General features: G+C 51.9%; 16 protein-coding genes. 1 reads left to right on the top strand and 15 read right to left on the bottom strand.

Features of this window, described 5'->3' with window-relative positions:
• Window positions 1-12: 12 nt before the first annotated feature.
• The 14 genes from pgmB to pspA all read right to left on the bottom strand — a co-directional run bounded on the left by pgmB (window position 13) and on the right by pspA (window position 12739).
• Window positions 13-672: a beta-phosphoglucomutase gene (pgmB, locus tag ACJHW7_RS03595; protein ID WP_032296668.1), complete on the bottom strand. Its 660-nt coding sequence runs from the start codon at window positions 670-672 to the stop codon at window positions 13-15.
• Complete coding sequence (gene ycjT / locus ACJHW7_RS03590) at window positions 669-2936, bottom strand: kojibiose phosphorylase (RefSeq protein ID WP_032296667.1); 2268 nt, start codon at window positions 2934-2936, stop codon at window positions 669-671. The genes pgmB and ycjT overlap by 4 nt, the downstream gene beginning before the upstream one ends.
• On the bottom strand, window positions 2933-3988 hold the full coding sequence (locus ACJHW7_RS03585) for a Gfo/Idh/MocA family protein (RefSeq protein ID WP_001300711.1): 1056 nt from the start codon (window positions 3986-3988) through the stop codon (window positions 2933-2935). The genes ycjT and ACJHW7_RS03585 overlap by 4 nt, the downstream gene beginning before the upstream one ends.
• Window positions 3989-3997: 9 nt before the next feature.
• Complete coding sequence (locus ACJHW7_RS03580; RefSeq protein WP_000690232.1) at window positions 3998-4786, bottom strand: sugar phosphate isomerase/epimerase family protein; 789 nt, start codon at window positions 4784-4786, stop codon at window positions 3998-4000.
• A gap of 17 nt (window positions 4787-4803) precedes the next feature.
• Window positions 4804-5856: a zinc-dependent alcohol dehydrogenase gene (locus ACJHW7_RS03575; RefSeq protein WP_000737327.1), complete on the bottom strand. Its 1053-nt coding sequence runs from the start codon at window positions 5854-5856 to the stop codon at window positions 4804-4806.
• A gap of 30 nt (window positions 5857-5886) precedes the next feature.
• Entirely contained in the window at window positions 5887-6729 is an 843-nt protein-coding gene (locus ACJHW7_RS03570) for a carbohydrate ABC transporter permease (protein WP_000224659.1), read from the bottom strand.
• Complete coding sequence (locus ACJHW7_RS03565) at window positions 6716-7597, bottom strand: carbohydrate ABC transporter permease (RefSeq protein ID WP_001080790.1); 882 nt, start codon at window positions 7595-7597, stop codon at window positions 6716-6718. The genes ACJHW7_RS03570 and ACJHW7_RS03565 overlap by 14 nt, the downstream gene beginning before the upstream one ends.
• A gap of 20 nt (window positions 7598-7617) precedes the next feature.
• On the bottom strand, window positions 7618-8910 hold the full coding sequence (locus ACJHW7_RS03560; RefSeq protein ID WP_000597458.1) for an ABC transporter substrate-binding protein: 1293 nt from the start codon (window positions 8908-8910) through the stop codon (window positions 7618-7620).
• A 13-nt stretch (window positions 8911-8923) separates the two neighbouring features.
• Window positions 8924-10603 (bottom strand): glucosylglycerate phosphorylase, encoded by a 1680-nt coding sequence (gene ycjM / locus ACJHW7_RS03555; protein ID WP_000810500.1) that lies wholly within the window; start codon window positions 10601-10603, stop codon window positions 8924-8926.
• Window positions 10604-10814: 211 nt separating this feature from the next.
• The gene (gene pspE, locus ACJHW7_RS03550; RefSeq protein WP_000473109.1) at window positions 10815-11129 is read right to left on the bottom strand and encodes a thiosulfate sulfurtransferase PspE; all 315 of its coding nucleotides are present in this window, start codon (window positions 11127-11129) and stop codon (window positions 10815-10817) included.
• A gap of 74 nt (window positions 11130-11203) precedes the next feature.
• Complete coding sequence (pspD, locus tag ACJHW7_RS03545) at window positions 11204-11425, bottom strand: phage shock protein PspD (protein ID WP_001295585.1); 222 nt, start codon at window positions 11423-11425, stop codon at window positions 11204-11206.
• An 8-nt stretch (window positions 11426-11433) separates the two neighbouring features.
• Window positions 11434-11793 carry an envelope stress response membrane protein PspC gene (gene pspC / locus ACJHW7_RS03540; protein WP_000907382.1) on the bottom strand — a complete coding sequence of 120 codons (360 nt, stop codon included), beginning with the start codon at window positions 11791-11793 and terminating at the stop codon, window positions 11434-11436.
• A complete protein-coding gene (gene pspB / locus ACJHW7_RS03535) occupies window positions 11793-12017 on the bottom strand; it encodes an envelope stress response membrane protein PspB (protein WP_001274963.1) in 225 nt (74 codons plus the stop codon). Before pspB ends, pspC begins: the two co-directional genes overlap by 1 nt.
• 53 nt (window positions 12018-12070) lie before the next feature.
• Window positions 12071-12739 (bottom strand): phage shock protein PspA, encoded by a 669-nt coding sequence (pspA, locus tag ACJHW7_RS03530; protein WP_000511025.1) that lies wholly within the window; start codon window positions 12737-12739, stop codon window positions 12071-12073.
• A gap of 166 nt (window positions 12740-12905) precedes the next feature.
• On the opposite strand from pspA, the gene pspF reads away from it, so the two are divergent.
• Window positions 12906-13883 (top strand): phage shock protein operon transcriptional activator, encoded by a 978-nt coding sequence (gene pspF, locus ACJHW7_RS03525; protein WP_000852835.1) that lies wholly within the window; start codon window positions 12906-12908, stop codon window positions 13881-13883.
• Between the two features lie 119 nt (window positions 13884-14002).
• Here the strand turns inward: pspF and puuE are convergent, their stop codons facing one another.
• Window positions 14003-15268 carry a 4-aminobutyrate transaminase gene (gene puuE / locus ACJHW7_RS03520; RefSeq protein ID WP_000069228.1) on the bottom strand — a complete coding sequence of 422 codons (1266 nt, stop codon included), beginning with the start codon at window positions 15266-15268 and terminating at the stop codon, window positions 14003-14005.
• Between the last annotated feature and the right edge of the window lie 29 nt (window positions 15269-15297).

Genomic DNA, 15297 nt, shown 5'->3' with positions numbered 1-15297 from the left:
TTGATTCCTTTGCTATACGTTTTGCCAGAAGGCCGATAACCGCGGCCAGGTGAGTGATTCCGTTGAAGGCAACAGTAATTGCGCCCCGGTTAAGCCCGCGCCGATCCCCACCGAGCGCATACCGCTGGCGTTAATGGCGTCAATGCCCGCCTGCGCATCTTCAATGCCGATACATGCCTGCGGCGGCACGCCCAGCCCGGCACAGGCAGCGAGAAAGATTTCCGGATCCGGTTTCGAGTTTTTAAGCTGGGAAGCATCCGCGCAGAAGGTGAAAAACTCGCGCAGCTCCAGCGCCGCTAAAATCGTCGGCGCATTCAGGGAGACGGAAGCCAGCCCTACCGGAATCTGCTGTGCACGGAGCTCTGCCAGCAAATTGCGAATACCGGGCAGCACAGCATTAACCGTCAGCTCGCGCAGTGAGTGGACGTAAAGCAGATTTTTGCGATACGCCAGTTGCGCCCGCTCCTGCGGGTTAAAGTCGCCCTCTTTGCCCCCGTGTTGCAGAATGCGCCGCAGAGACTCATCGCGGCTGATCCCTTTTAGGGATTCGTTAAACTGCGCATCAATGCTGATGCCAATTTCAGCGGCAATCTGCTGCCACGCCAGGAAATGCAGATGCGCGGTATCGGTGATTACACCATCCAGATCGAAAATTACCCCTTGCAGTTTCATTCACCCTCCTGATGCGTGGTAGCGGTCCCATTGAAGGGCAAAATAAAATCACCCAAACAGAAAACAGATTCTTCAGCCACGGATATAAGCTGACCGTTCAAACGCAGTGAAACGGGCGCAGAAGTTCGAATCGCAATACGCTGCGCGTCGAGAGTGACCTGTAATTCGCAGCCCTGCCAGAACAGAGGGAAAGACAACTGTTGCCACTGCTCAGGTAACGCCGGATTGAGATGCAATTCACCGTCACGCACGCTCACCCCGGCAAAACCCTGAATCGCCCCCAGCCAGATAGCGCCAGTTGCGGCAGCATGGATACCATCATCACAACTATGCGGATCAGCACCAAGATCGATTTCAGTCCCCTCGCGCCAGAACTGATAACTTTGGGTCAGCAGGCCACAGCGTGCGGCAACAATGCCGTGGATTGCTTTACTTAATGACGAGTCGTGAATAGTGCGCGGTTCATAAAATTGCAGATTGGCAAGACACGATGCCGCTGAGAACTGCTCCGGCAGCATGTAATTGAGCATCACCACATCTGCCTGCTTGAGGATCTGCATCTCGTTCACTTCTGCGCGTGAATAATCCAGCAGTATGGTTTGCTTCCCCGCCGCCGCTTTGTATTTCGCCAGGTTAATCGCCGGCTTAGCCATAAACGAATCATCCTGCGGCAAAACGCCGTCGGGCTGAATTTCTGGCAGCCGCAGTTCTTTAAGGAACATTTCGGCACGATGAATAAACGCGTCGTCGCTACAGCCAAACTGGCGGGCAATACTCAGCGCCTGCTGGACGTTGTAATACGCCATATAGCTGGTGAAGGCGTTATTATTGACATGTTCGGTATATTCGTCAGGCCCAATAACATCATGAATTTCCAGACGGTCGTTAACCCTCACCGCGCGGCTAATCCAGAACTTTGCAGTTTCCAGAAGTAGCGCCATGCCTTCATGCGCAATGAAACTTTCATCCCCCGTGGTCTGCCAGTATTGAATAACCGCCCAGGCGATATCGGCCACCAGATGATGTTCCGCCTGCGCCGAGGCCACTTTTTGCCGCAGCCCGGTGCGAATGTTAATGGCGGCAAAAAGTGGCGTCTCTTCTTCGCCGCTGCGCGCGCTTTCCCACGGGAATAGCGCGCCCTGCCAGCCATTGCGTCGCGCTTTCTCCTGCGCGCCAGGCAAGTTGTGCCAGCGATAACGCAGTAAACTTCTGGCAATCGTCGGATCGCTAAACAGATGGAACGGCAGCAAAAATACTTCCGTATCCCAGAAAACGTGGCCTTTGTAGCCTTCGCCGGTTAAGCCTTTTGCCGCAATGCTGCTACGCTCGTCGTGAGCAGGCGTCATGATGCGCAGATGATAAAGCGCATAATCTAACGCTTGCTGATCGTGCGCATCGCCGCCGTTTACCGTGATACGACGTTTCTGCCACCACTGACGCCAGTTTTCTGTTGATGCTGCAAGAAGTTGGTCGTAACTCTGCTGCGCGCACATTTCAAGCTGGCGAAGCGACGCGCTGCCCCACTCGTCTAAAACGGCTTGCCTGTCATCCCGCCAGTCGATCCACACCAGTTTTTGCAACGTCACTGTCTCGCCTGCATGAAGCTGCGCACTGGTATGTTGCTGCAAACGGCGCTCTTTGGCGGTATAGCATTGCTGCACATCACCGCTCACCATACAGCAACAGCTGATGGCCACATCACTGCGTCCATCCTGGGTGGTGTAGATCCCCTGCATCAGATGCTGACCAAACACCCGCACCTGGGTTTCGTCGAGATGTTGGCGACCGTGGTTGGTTTGCGTGGCGTCGATACCTGTTGAAATCAGCACTGACGCGTCGGCGTCCAGTGGCGTAATAGTGATTTCCAGCACAATGAGCGGCAGTTGGTCTGCCGAAACAAAGCGACGGCTGGCGATGGTGTAACCTGTGCCGTTGCTGGTACGCCAGACAACGCTACGGCGTAATTCTCCACTGGCAAAGTCAAGTTCACGCTGCCAGGCTTCGCGGGATAACGAGAAAACCTCACCATTTATGGCAATCTCCATCCCCAAGATATCAGGCAGGTTCACCAGTTCGTTGATTTCACCTTTTCCCGCCCGATGATACAGCCCCGCCAGATACATCCCTCGCGTCTGGCGCGTGTAATCTTCTTCATGGCTGGCGCGAAGCCCAAGATAGCCGTTCCCCTGCGCCATCAGCGATGCATACTTGTTCAGGGTATGCTGGCTCAAATGGGGTTCTGATAACGTTACTGGCCTGGTCATAATTCCACACGCGTCCCTGTTTCTGCGGATTGATACAACGCCGCCACCAGTTGCTGGATGATGTACCCCTGCTCGGCGTCGGCTATCATCACGGGCTTGCCCTGTACGTGATTGATAAAGGCTTCCATGCTGCGCAAATGGCGGTTGTCGTCTGCCATTTCCCGTTGCATCAGCGTCATTAATTCACCGTTGTTATCGGTGTAGATATGTGCTGGAAACAGCGTCGCACCGGCTTTATCACCACAAAAGCTGACGTTCATAATCGACTGTTCGCGGATGTTGAGTGCAAATGACGTTTCCAGCCACAGGATGCCGCCGTTATGAAATTCAATGGTGCCAAACAGCGAATCTTCGACGCTGTAAGTTGCCGGATCCCACTCGCCAAATTGACCACAGCTCTTTTGCGTGCCGATCTTTTGAAAGCTATGCGCATTCACGCTTTTCACCGCCGGAAAGCCCAGCACATACATCGCAGCATCCAGCATATGAATGCCGATGTCGATCAGCGGGCCACCACCCTGCAGTTCTTTATTGGTAAAGACACCCCAGCCGGGAACGCCGCAGCGACGCAGGGCGCGGGCGGTGGTAACGTAAATCTCTCCCAAAACGCCGTTGGTCACCTGTTCACGCAGCTGTTGCGTATCGAGCGCAAAACGATGGTGAAAGTCGTAGGCCAGCACCTTGCCCAGTTTGCGCGCGGTATCGCACATTTCCCGCGCCTGTTCTGGCGTCATGGCGGGCGGTTTTTCGCACATCACATGGCAGCCCGCTTCCAGTGCCATCAGGGTATGTTCGTAATGAAAACGGTTAGGTGAGCAGACGCTAACCACATCAGGTTTCACCGCCAGCAGCATGGCCTGCGGATCGTCCCACACGGATGCATTCCCGTATTTTTCTGCCAGCGCCTGCGCCTGGGAAAGGCGGCTGTCACAGACAGCCACCAGTTCCAGATCGTTGCGGGTGCAGTAGTACGAAGCATGAACCTTATCCGCCACCTGGCCTGCGCCTATTATCGCGACCCGCAGCGGAGAGCTTGTCATTGCACTTTTCACAAAGACCTCTTAGCAGGTACGCAACCAGGCCAACGAATCACGGTACGCCTGGGCAGGATCTTCCGCCCGGATACGCCCTTCGTACACTACATAGCCCTGATAGTTATCCGCGCGCAGCTGTTCAAACAGCGCGTGGAAATCCAGGGTGCCGCTGCCCGGCTGGTAGCGATGGTTATCCGCAATATGCACATGACCGAGCAGGTCGCGGTTGTCATGCAGCGCCTGCGCCAGGTTATCTTCTTCGATATTCATGTGATAGAAATCGCCGATAATCTGTACATGTTTAAGATCGTTTTCGACGATGTAACGGCGGGCATCGGCGAGGGTGTTGATCATATGATCCTGATAGCGGTTTAACGGTTCGAGATACACCACGGTTCCGGTACGCGCGGCGACCTGTTCAAGTACGCGCAGGGAATCACTCACCATTTTACGATCGCCGTTCAGGCTGCGCGGCGAGGTCATCGGCGGTAAGCGGAAGGTAAACATGCCCCACGCTGCCGGAACGACGATACCCTTACCCCCCACTTCTGCCAGCGCTTCGAGAATGCGTTCGATCTGCTTTAAGCCATTAAGACGACGCTCTTCAATAAAGTCACCAATCCAGCCGTCATAGCCACCGCAGGCGGTGGTCACCGGTAAACCGGTTTCTTTGATTGCTGCTTTGACTTCTTCGATGTTGTTGACCAGCAGTTTGCCGTCAATCTCAAAACCATCGAAGCCCATCTCTTTGATATAACGAAATTTCTCCAGAATGTTTTCCGGAAAGAATGCCTGATTCTGTGTGCCTATTTTCATTTTTTCATTCCTTTGAATTAAAACGTAACGCCCATTTTGATGCTCTGTTCCGGATGCTGATCGACATACTGCATGTAGCTTTCCGGGCTATTGGCAAAGGTCACTACCGGGTCGATTAAATCTTCGCAATTGAGATAACCGTTCATCAGCAGTTCCCAGCAGGTTTCTTCAATACGCTTACGGCTCCAGCGCGGATAATCCGGGTTCGGTTCGCTGCACGCGCGGGAGAAAACAATTTTGGCGTTATTGAAATGCGCTTCGCGTCCGAGGTTAAAACCTTCAGCAAATGGTTTGGCAAACGCGACATAGGAGATGGTGCCACCGTAGGCCAGACCGCGGAACGCCGATTGCAGCGCGTCGGCATAGCCGCTGGTTTCGATAATCACATCGGCACCCTGCTTGCCGGTCAGCGTTTTGATCTCTTTGCCTACGTCAGTACCAATGGGGTTAAGGCAGAAATCCGCGCCGTGGCGACGGGCAATATCACAGCGATGGGCGATAGGATCGACGCCAATCACCACCGACGCGCCAGCGCGTTTCGCCAGTTGAATGGCAATTTGACCAATCGCGCCAAGCCCTACCACCACAACAAAATCACCCACGCGCACGTTGGCATCGCGCACGCCGCTCATGGCAAACTGCGCCGGGTCGTAACAAACGGCGTTTTTCCACGAGCTGCCTTCCGGCATTTTGCGCAGCTTGTAGTTATTCACCGCGTTAATGATGACCGTCTCGGAGAGCGGGCCGTAGCCGCATACGCTGTCGTCCACCGCGTAGTCGGTAACGTCGCTGCCGCACTCGATAATGTCGCCAACCACCATGTTTCCAAGCTGGAATTTGCCAAACTCAATGCCGCGCGGCGCATCTGCCGGACGCGGAGTGAACATCTGCCATTCGCCGTTAAAGTCTTCATCGATAAACGGGCTGGCGGCGCGGAAGTCGACCACTTCCGTTCCGTGTTTCGGTGCGCCGAAACGCACGCGGATCTTCACTTCATTGGCTAAAATCGCCCGATCTTCATACTCAACCAGCGCAGCAACACGCGGTGCTGTGGCTACTAACTTTTTCATTTAAAACTCCTTGTAAAGAAACTGGCCGCTTTAGCCCTTCACGCCACCGGCGGTCAAACCACTCTTAATAAAACGTTCCGAAAGCGCATACATAATCACCACCGGCAATGCGGTCACCAGTGAGGCCGCCATCATCCGTCCCCAGATGTAATCTGGCGTACTGAACAGCGCGTTCAGGCCCACCGGTAAGGTGAAATTGCTGGCGCTGGAGAGGAAGATCGACGCAAACAGATAGTCGTTCCACGCCACCATAAAGCAGTAGACGAACACGGATATCAGCCCGGACATCGCCAACGGCACGGTGATGCGGAAGATAATTTGCAGACGGTTGAGGCCATCCATCATCGCCGCTTCTTCGATCTCATCGGGGATGGTGTCGAAGTAGCTTTTCAGCATAAACACGGCGGTGGGCAGAGTTTGCGTCACCATGGTGATGATCAGCGCCATCTCAGTGTCGTAAATGCCCAGCGCGGTGATGATTTTGAACAGCGGCACCACCAGCAAAATGCCAGAGAACATATACACCGTGTAAAAGCTGGCATTGATGGTCATCCGACCTTTAAAGCGCAGGCGGGAAAGCGCGTAAGCCCCAAGAATGCCGAGGAATACCGCCACCACGGATGAAACCACCGACACCACCAGACTGTTACGGAAGTAGTCGACAAACGGGAAAATCATCGGGTTAAAAATGTCGACGTAATGCTCCAGCGTCCACTGCTGCGGCAGCAGCGTAGGATGCAGTGAGATCGCCTCTTTCGCGCCCTTGAACGAGGTCATCAGCATCACAAAAAATGGAAACAGCGTGATGATGAGAAACAGCGCCAGCCCGCAGTAAAAACCGATGCGACTGAGTGTGCGTTTATTTGTTGCCATTGAGGTTCACCCGTTTCCTGGTCAGCAGAATGACAGCGAAAATAATGATGAAGAGCACCACCGAGATCGCCGCCGCTTTTCCTAAATCATTAAAGGCAAAGGCGGTTTTGTAGAGATATACACCGAGAATATCGACCTTGGTCGTCAGCAAATAAACATCCGCGAACATGTAGAACATCCAGATGGTGCGCAGGGTCACCACCGTCGCCAGGACCGGCATAATCGCGGGCAGCGTGACGATACGAAACCGTTGCCAGGCATTAGCGCCATCCATCTCTGCCGCTTCGTACAGCGATTTGTCGATGGTCTGCAAAATCGCCAGAAACGAGATAAAGGCATACGGGAAGTAGCGCCAGATGGCGAACAGCACCACCAGCACAAAGCTACTGCCCGGATTATCGAACCACAGCGGTGCCTGCTCATAGAGATGCAGAAGATCGACGCCGAGGTAGTTCACAATGCCGTAGCCGTTGTTGAACATGTATTTCCAGGCAAACACCAGCGAAATGGACGGCGTTACGTAGGAGAGGATCACCAGCGAACGCGCGGTTTTGCGCAGACGGAACTCGCGGTTGAAAAACATCGCCACTGCCAGCCCGAGCACGGTGCTGCCCGCCACCACCAGCGCGGTATACCAGACCGTCATCCACAGCGAGTGCCAGAAGCCGGGATCGGAGAGGATACGCACATAGTTACTCACCCCAACAAAGGTTGACTCGATGTTGGGATTGAGCGGCAGACGTAAAAAACTGATTTCGATATTCGACACCATTGGCCAGGCAACCAGACCACCCAGCAGTAATAAGCTGGGCGCGAGAAGCAGCAGCGCAAAGGGCATATCGGAACGACCTGAAAAAAGCCTGTTCATTGCGGATTCCTGTCCTGGGTTTAGTGCTGTTCGATCAGTTCATCCAGCTTTTTCTGGCTCGCTTGCAGCGTGCCAGGGAGATCGGCTTTACCCACGGTGACGTTATGCACCATGGAGCTCACCACGCCAGAACCCGTCACATCACCCATGCGGGTAAAGTTTTTATCCCCTACTGCACCAAAGACCTGAATATTTGGCAGTTCACCGATTAGCTGATTCGGTAGTTCACCCAGCGCCTTAATAACGTCGTTGTCTTTCCAGGTGGCGGTAGTGACAACCGCTTTATTCACCGGCAGCGCAGCACCTGGCGACATCATCACCCAGTCGGCAATGTTGTCTGCCTGCTCCATAAAGGTGACAAATTTTTCAGCTGCTTCCGTCTCTTCGGTCTTTTGCCCGGCGGTAATGGTCAGCGAGGTCAACATGCCGTAGACCGCAGAGTTTTTCTCGGTTGGCACCACGAAACCGACGTTTTTCGGGTCGCCTTCTTTAATCACAGCCGGAAGGATATAGGTGGAGTAAATCGCCATCGGCGCGGTGCCGTTCATAAAGGCGTCTTTCACTTCCATGATGTCGTTAGAACCCGGCATAGTGTTGGCAGCAAGGTCGCGGTAATAGGTCAGTGCCTGCATCATCTCTGGTGTATCAAGGGTGATTTTGCCTTCGGCGTTAAAGACGTTAGCCTGGTTGGATAACGCAAACTGGGAGAAGGATTGTTCCGTCAACACGCTTTCTGCTGTAGGCAGCGCAATGCCGTATTTTTTATTCGCCGGGTCATTCAGTTTCTGTGCAACGTCCAGCAGCTGTTGCCAGTTTTTCGGCTCCTCAAGCCCCGCTTTTGCCAGCACATCTTTGCGATACCAGATACCGCCAATCCAGGCGCTGACAGGAACACCGGTCCATGCGCTACCATCTTCGGTACGCACAATACGCAGTACGCCATCGTAAAACGCGCCTTCACCAACGTTGCTGATGACTGTGGCAACCGCTTTGCGATCGATAAGCTGCTCTTTGTCCATCACTTTGGCGTAGTCATGGCTGGTTTCGATCACTTCCGGCAGCGAACCGCTACGTGAAAGAGTAATGACTTTAGTGTTATAGGCATCTTCTTCCACGGGCACTTGCTTAACGGTGATGCCAGGGTTTTCTTTTTCAAAACGGGCAATCAATTTACTGATAACGGCCTGGCGCTCCTGCTCCACCGAAGAATGCATAAATTCGATGGATACATTCGTTTTATTTTCTTCTTTACAGCCTGAAATCAGGGCGCAGGAAACCAGTGCTGATAACAGCACGATTTTTGATTTAATCATGAGATGTTCCTTTTTATTTAATCCACATAACCTGCCAGGGGCGCAGCGTTATTTCATTACCCAATATATCAACTTCACTAATCAGATCCCGACCATGCAGATTAGTAATATTTACATGCTGAATATTTTTACTGACATTAAACAATCCAGTCAGACAATTACCATCAGCGTTACTTCTTTGAATACGCATTACGGATGAATTAATCGTATCAATGGTAAAATTATTATCCGGATGAAACTCGTTATGGCTGCGACGAAGTGTAATTAAACGCGACAACTCATGATATACCGCATGCCTTAATGTAGCTTCATCGTTCAGTTCTCGGGTTATCTCTTTACTGTGATATTTTTTACGGTTAATCGCACGGTTATATCCGAGTTTTTCGACACCTGCGTAATCATTACGCGAGCCAAGAATACTTTGAATATATATCGCTGGCACACCGGGGAAACTTAACAAAATCGCATGGGCGAGAATAAACCTGGCGCAACGTTCTTCATCGCTACTCTCACGGCGGCTTAACGCATCCATATAGGTCACATTTATTTCATACGGACTGCGTGTACCGTCGGGATTATTTTTCCAGTTTACTAATGCACCTTCCTGCTGTAACGCCTCGACCAGCTCTAATATTTCGCTTTCAGGCAACAAGCCCCGTAGCGGGTTTAGCCCGATGCCATCGTGAGAGGCGAGGAAGTTAAACCAGGTGGTGTTGCTGGAAGGTAGTGTCAGGTTTTGCGCCCACGCACAAAGCGCCTCAACGTTCTGTTTTTGCACCGCATGCAGCACCAGTGGCGGCAGCGAGAACTGGTACACCATATGTGCTTCGTCATCGCCTGCGCCAAAGTAAGCAATGTTGTCTTTATGCGGAACATTGGTCTCGGTAATGATCACTGTACCTGGCGCAACGTTATCAATAATCGACCGTAACAGTTTGATAATCAGATGTGTTTTTTCCAGATGGATGCAGCTTGTTCCCGGCTCTTTCCACATAAAGCCAACGGCATCCAGGCGGACATACTCAGCACCTTTCGCAAGGTAACAGAGTAAAACATCCACCATCGCCAGCAACACTTCAGGGCTACGGTAATTCAGGTCAATTTGATCGTCACTAAAGGTGGTCCATAAATGGCGCGTTGAATGATCGCGCATCTGGAATGGCGTTAATAACGGTAACGCACGCGGGCGAGTGACGGCGCTGAGATCGGTTTGCGGGTCAACGGCAATAAAAAAATCTTCAAAACCTGGATGCTGTTGTAAATAGTTTTTAAACCATTCACTTTTTGCCGACATATGGTTGCAGACAAAATCAAACATTAAATGACTGCATTCACCGAGTTGCTGAATATCCTGCCACTCCCCCGCTTCACTGGCGACCTGATGATAATCAATTACCGAAAAGCCATCATCAGATGACCATGGATAAAACGGCAACAAATGAACATGTGAAAAAATGCTTTGCAGCCATTGATGGTAAAACTGATTAAATGTGGGTAATGGTTTTAAATCATTGCTGTGAAATTGATCGGCATAGGTAATTAACACGACATCACTTTCATCCCAGTGTTTTTTACGTCGCTGTGTAATTAATCGTTTCGCACTCTCAAGACGCGTTACAAGTTTCTGTAAATGAGTTGCGGTAAATGTTCCACCGTAGATTTCGTCCAGGTAATCCGTAATTTTCTGTTTCATGTTGCCTTTCCGTGGTAGCGGTCCCATGAAACGAGAGACTACTCCGCAGAAAATAAACTGTCAATTGAGCACAAGGGTTTTAGTCACGCAGGAAATCATTTTTTACCAGGGAAAAAGCGTATTTGTGAGCTGACGCAAATAATCTATGGGGATGTAAATAAGGTGTGACAGAAAAAAAACGGCGCATAAGCGCCGCTCATGGTGAATTCTTTTAACCTTTGACCTTCGGCATTGCGATGTCTTTCAGGCCACCGGCGTTCTCAACGTGGGTATATCCCATCTCGCTAAGGATCTCTTTTGCTTGCCCTGACTGGCGTCCGGCATTGCAATACACTTTCACGGTGTCGTTTTTATCCGGAACGGCGGTGGCAATGCGCTCTTTCACTTCCTTCAGGGGAATATTGATGGCCCCCTGAACGTGCTCTTGCTGATACTGCTCTGGAACACGAACATCGATCCAGTGTTCAGCGGCGAAAACGGGCAGTGAAAACACCAGTGCCAGAGCAAGTAAGCCTTTTTTAAACATGTAAGCGTCCTTCTATGGATGAAAATTGCCATCCATTATACGCCTGAGATTTAACAATTTTTGCGAAACTCCCCTCACCTTTTATAACGCTGTGCCAGTTTATTAGCAGCCCGACTTAACAGCGGTTCCAGCGCCACAGCCAGCAACATTTTCAGCGGTCGGCGAGCAACTGATTTTATCGCCCAGCCCGCTACACCCGCCGGGCCATAGCGCAGTGCGGTAAGAAGTACCAGCTTGCCTGCTAATTTGAAACCAGGCTTTACCTTTTGCCCGGCCTGTTGCCAGCGAGTATTCATAACTTTCCTCACAGTTGACGGAAACGGCTACGTAACGTGAAAGTATCGGAAGTGACATAACGTTCCATCTCGCGTAAACGCGTTTCACTTGCCGCCAGTTCACGGTCGACTTCATCCAGCAATTCGCTGCTGGAAGGTAGCTGCTCACCAAAGGCCATGTTGTCCGGCATTGGATCAAGCGCAAATGACAAAATGATGTAAGCAACCAGGGTAAACAGCGCCAGACCGAAGAAAATCGACAGCACCACCAGGATACGCACCAGTTTTGCCGGTACATCAAAATAGTTGGCAATCCCGGCGCAGACGCCGCGGACCATGCCCTGCTGTGGAATACGCCATAATTTTTTATTGAGATTAATGCCCGCCATTAGCGATCCCTCCAGTTCGGATGTTCTGCATCAAGAATAGATTCCAGCGCCTGAATACGTTCGCGCATCCGTTTTGCTTCATCAGCCAGTTGCGCTAATCGCTGCTGCTCACTTTGCGACAATTCACTGCGACCAGAACGATTGCTGTAATGCAGCCATAACCAGATCGGTAAAACAAACAGCACAAAAATGGTTAACGGAATAGCCAGAAATAGCGCGCTCATAAGTACTCCTTAGACGATGAGCGGCGGCGCGTTCGGACGCCGCCTGGATGTTATTATTGATTGTCTTGCTTCATTTTGGCTTTTAATTGTGCCAGTTGTTCGCTGATTGCATCATCGGCTTTCAGTTCGGCAAACTGATCGTCCAGCGATTTTTGTTTACCGAAGCTGTGGCTTTCTGCTTCCGCTTCCATCTGGTCAATACGACGTTCGAAAGATTCGAAACGAGCCATTGCTTCATCCAGTTTGCCACTGTCCAGCTGACGACGCACATCGCGCGACGAGTTTGCCGCCTGATGACGTAACATCAATGCCTGCTGGCGAGCGCGTGTTTCGCTCAATTTGTTTTCCAGCTCACCGATCTCTTTCTTCATGCGTGCCAGCGTGTCGTCCACCAGCGTCACTTCATGTTCCAGGCTCTTAATCAGATCGGTCAGTTTCTGTTTTTCAATTAACGCTGCACGTGCCAGATCCTCTCTCTCTTTCAGCAGCGCCAGTTCGGCTTTTTCCTGCCATTCAACTTCACGCGCCGACGCTTGTTCAATACGGCGAGTCAGCTGTTTCTTTTCTGCCAACGCGCGCGCCGAAGTAGAACGTACTTCAACCAGTGTATCTTCCATCTCCTGGATCATCAGACGAACCAGTTTCTGTGGATCTTCCGCTTTCTCTAACAGAGCGTTGATGTTGGCATTCACGATGTCGGCAAAGCGAGAAAAAATACCCATAATGTTGTCCTCTTGATTTCTGCGTTCAGGATTGTCCTGCTGAACTGTTAATACAATTTGCGTGCCAATTTTTTATCTTTTTGATTTATAAAGATCTGATTGAAGAATCAACAGCAACATGCCAGGATGAGTTAGCGAATTACACTAACAAGTGGCGAATTTCATCATGGCAGAATACAAAGATAATTTACTTGGTGAGGCGAACAGCTTTCTCGAAGTGCTGGAACAGGTTTCGCATCTCGCACCGCTGGACAAACCGGTGCTCATCATCGGCGAACGCGGCACCGGTAAAGAGCTGATTGCCAGCCGCCTGCATTATCTCTCCTCCCGTTGGCAAGGGCCGTTTATTTCCCTTAACTGCGCGGCGTTAAATGAAAATCTGCTGGATTCCGAACTGTTTGGTCACGAAGCGGGGGCGTTTACCGGTGCGCAAAAACGTCATCCTGGGAGATTTGAACGTGCCGACGGCGGTACGCTATTTCTTGATGAACTCGCTACGGCACCGATGATGGTGCAGGAGAAATTATTGCGCGTGATTGAGTACGGTGAACTGGAGCGCGTTGGCGGCAGCCAGCCATTGCAGGTGAATGTGCGGTTGGTATGCGCGACGAATGCCGATCTCCCGGCGATGGTCAATGAAGGCACTTTTCGCGCTGACCTGCTCGACCGACTGGCTTTTGATGTTGTACAACTGCCACCACTGCGCGAGCGCGAAAGCGACATAATGTTGATGGCAGAACACTTTGCCATCCAGATGTGTCGGGAAATCAAGCTGCCTCTGTTCCCGGGGTTTACGGAGCGCGCCAGAGAAACATTGCTGAATTATCGTTGGCCGGGAAATATTCGTGAATTGAAAAACGTGGTGGAACGTTCAGTGTATCGCCACGGCACCAGCGATTATCCGCTTGATGACATCATTATTGATCCCTTTAAACGGCGTCCGCCTGAAGACGCTATCGCCGTTTCAGAAACCACCTCGCTTCCAACACTGCCGCTGGATTTACGTGAGTTTCAGATGCAGCAGGAAAAAGAGTTGCTGCAACTCAGTTTGCAACAAGGGAAATATAACCAGAAGCGCGCGGCTGAATTACTGGGGTTAACTTATCATCAGTTCCGCGCGTTGTTGAAAAAGCACCAGATTTAGCGAAGTTGAGCAATACAACTTGCAGGATGCGGCGTGAATGCTTTATTCGGCATACATAATCAATACGTCGTTTGCAGGCCTGATAAGCGCAGCGCATCAGACATTATTGCGTTGGGCTATTAATCGCTCAGCGCATCCTGCAAAATTTTCATTGCCGCATCGAATTGCACATCCGGGATGGTCAGCGGATACAGGAAGCGAATCACGTTGCCGTATGCGCCACAGGTCAGCAGGAGCAGCCCCTGCGCCAGCGCGCGTTGCTGGATTTTCTGTGCAATCGCCGCTGACGGCTTGCCCGTTTGCGGATCGTTAAACTCTGCCGCAATCATCGACCCCAGGCCGCGTACCGCAGCAATGGCCGGAACGCTTTCTTTGGCATCAATCAACGTGTTTTTGAGACGCTGGCCCAGTTGATTCGCGCGTTCGCAGAGTGATTCTTTGTCGATAATATTGAGCACCGCGTGCGCGGCAGCCACCGCCAGCGGGTTCCCGGCGTAGGTGCCACCCAACCCGCCCGGCGCGGGCGCGTCCATAATATTCGCGTTACCGACCACGCCCGAAAGCGGCATCCCGCCCGCGAGGCTTTTCGCCATCGTCATTAAGTCCGGCTTATCGGCGTAATGATCCATGGCAAACAGTTTACCGGTACGCGCAAAGCCGCTTTGCACTTCATCGGCAATCATCACAATACCGTGCTCGTCGCACAGGCGGCGAATGGCGGCAACCAGCTCTTTTGGCGCAACGTTGAAACCGCCCTCGCCCTGCACCGGTTCGAAAATAATGGCCGCGACCTGCTTCGCTTCGATGTCTGATTTAAACAAGCGTTCGATGGCGTCGAGGGAGTCCTGTGTTGAAATGCCGTGTAAATCTGACGGATAAGGTACGTGATACACCGAACCAGGGAACGGGCCGAAGCCGATTTTGTACGGCGCAACTTTTCCGGTCAGCGCCATGGTCATATATGTACGACCGTGGAAGCCACCGCTAAACGCAATCACGCCAGGTCGTCCGGTATGGGCGCGAGCAATTTTCACCGCGTTTTCCACCGCTTCCGCACCGGTAGTGAAGAATGCGGTTTTAGCCTGCCCGCTCACTGGGGCAAGGGCGTTAATTTTCTCCGCCAGCGTGACGTAGCTTTCGTACGGCACAATCTGATACGCCGTGTGGGTAAACTGTTGCAATTGCTGCTCCACCGCCGCGACCAGATCAGGGTGGCGATGCCCGGTATTCAGCACCGCAATGCCTGCGGCGAAATCGATGTATTCGTTGCCCTCTACGTCCTTCAGCGTAGCGTTTTCTGCCGACTGGGCGAAGAAGTTACACATCACGCCAACCCCGCGTGGGGTAGCAGAAAGACGACGCTGATGGAATTCATTGTTGCTCATGTTTCACACCTTTTGACTCTTCACTGTTA

The organism is Escherichia sp. WS1152, assembly GCF_046487665.1.
In the GTDB taxonomy this organism is placed as follows: domain Bacteria; phylum Pseudomonadota; class Gammaproteobacteria; order Enterobacterales; family Enterobacteriaceae; genus Escherichia; species Escherichia coli.
The sequence above is the reverse complement of the archived record's forward strand: the minus strand, read 5'-3'. Positions and strand labels throughout refer to the sequence as shown.

Excerpts from the sequence above, each read along its gene's own strand:
- pspE (WP_000473109.1), bottom strand. The coding sequence starts at position 11,129 with ATGTTTAAAAAAGGCTTACTTGCTCTGGCACTGGTGTTTTCACTGCCC.
- ACJHW7_RS03560 (WP_000597458.1), bottom strand. The coding sequence starts at position 8,910 with ATGATTAAATCAAAAATCGTGCTGTTATCAGCACTGGTTTCCTGCGCC.
- pspC (WP_000907382.1), bottom strand. The coding sequence starts at position 11,793 with ATGGCGGGCATTAATCTCAATAAAAAATTATGGCGTATTCCACAGCAG.
- ACJHW7_RS03570 (WP_000224659.1), bottom strand. The coding sequence starts at position 6,729 with ATGGCAACAAATAAACGCACACTCAGTCGCATCGGTTTTTACTGCGGG.
- pspB (WP_001274963.1), bottom strand. The coding sequence starts at position 12,017 with ATGAGCGCGCTATTTCTGGCTATTCCGTTAACCATTTTTGTGCTGTTT.
- ACJHW7_RS03565 (WP_001080790.1), bottom strand. The coding sequence starts at position 7,597 with ATGAACAGGCTTTTTTCAGGTCGTTCCGATATGCCCTTTGCGCTGCTG.
- ycjT (WP_032296667.1), bottom strand. The coding sequence starts at position 2,936 with ATGACCAGGCCAGTAACGTTATCAGAACCCCATTTGAGCCAGCATACC.
- ycjM (WP_000810500.1), bottom strand. The coding sequence starts at position 10,603 with ATGAAACAGAAAATTACGGATTACCTGGACGAAATCTACGGTGGAACA.
- pspF (WP_000852835.1), top strand. The coding sequence starts at position 12,906 with ATGGCAGAATACAAAGATAATTTACTTGGTGAGGCGAACAGCTTTCTC.
- pspA (WP_000511025.1), bottom strand. The coding sequence starts at position 12,739 with ATGGGTATTTTTTCTCGCTTTGCCGACATCGTGAATGCCAACATCAAC.
- puuE (WP_000069228.1), bottom strand. The coding sequence starts at position 15,268 with ATGAGCAACAATGAATTCCATCAGCGTCGTCTTTCTGCTACCCCACGC.
- pgmB (WP_032296668.1), bottom strand. The coding sequence starts at position 672 with ATGAAACTGCAAGGGGTAATTTTCGATCTGGATGGTGTAATCACCGAT.
- ACJHW7_RS03580 (WP_000690232.1), bottom strand. The coding sequence starts at position 4,786 with ATGAAAATAGGCACACAGAATCAGGCATTCTTTCCGGAAAACATTCTG.
- ACJHW7_RS03575 (WP_000737327.1), bottom strand. The coding sequence starts at position 5,856 with ATGAAAAAGTTAGTAGCCACAGCACCGCGTGTTGCTGCGCTGGTTGAG.
- pspD (WP_001295585.1), bottom strand. The coding sequence starts at position 11,425 with ATGAATACTCGCTGGCAACAGGCCGGGCAAAAGGTAAAGCCTGGTTTC.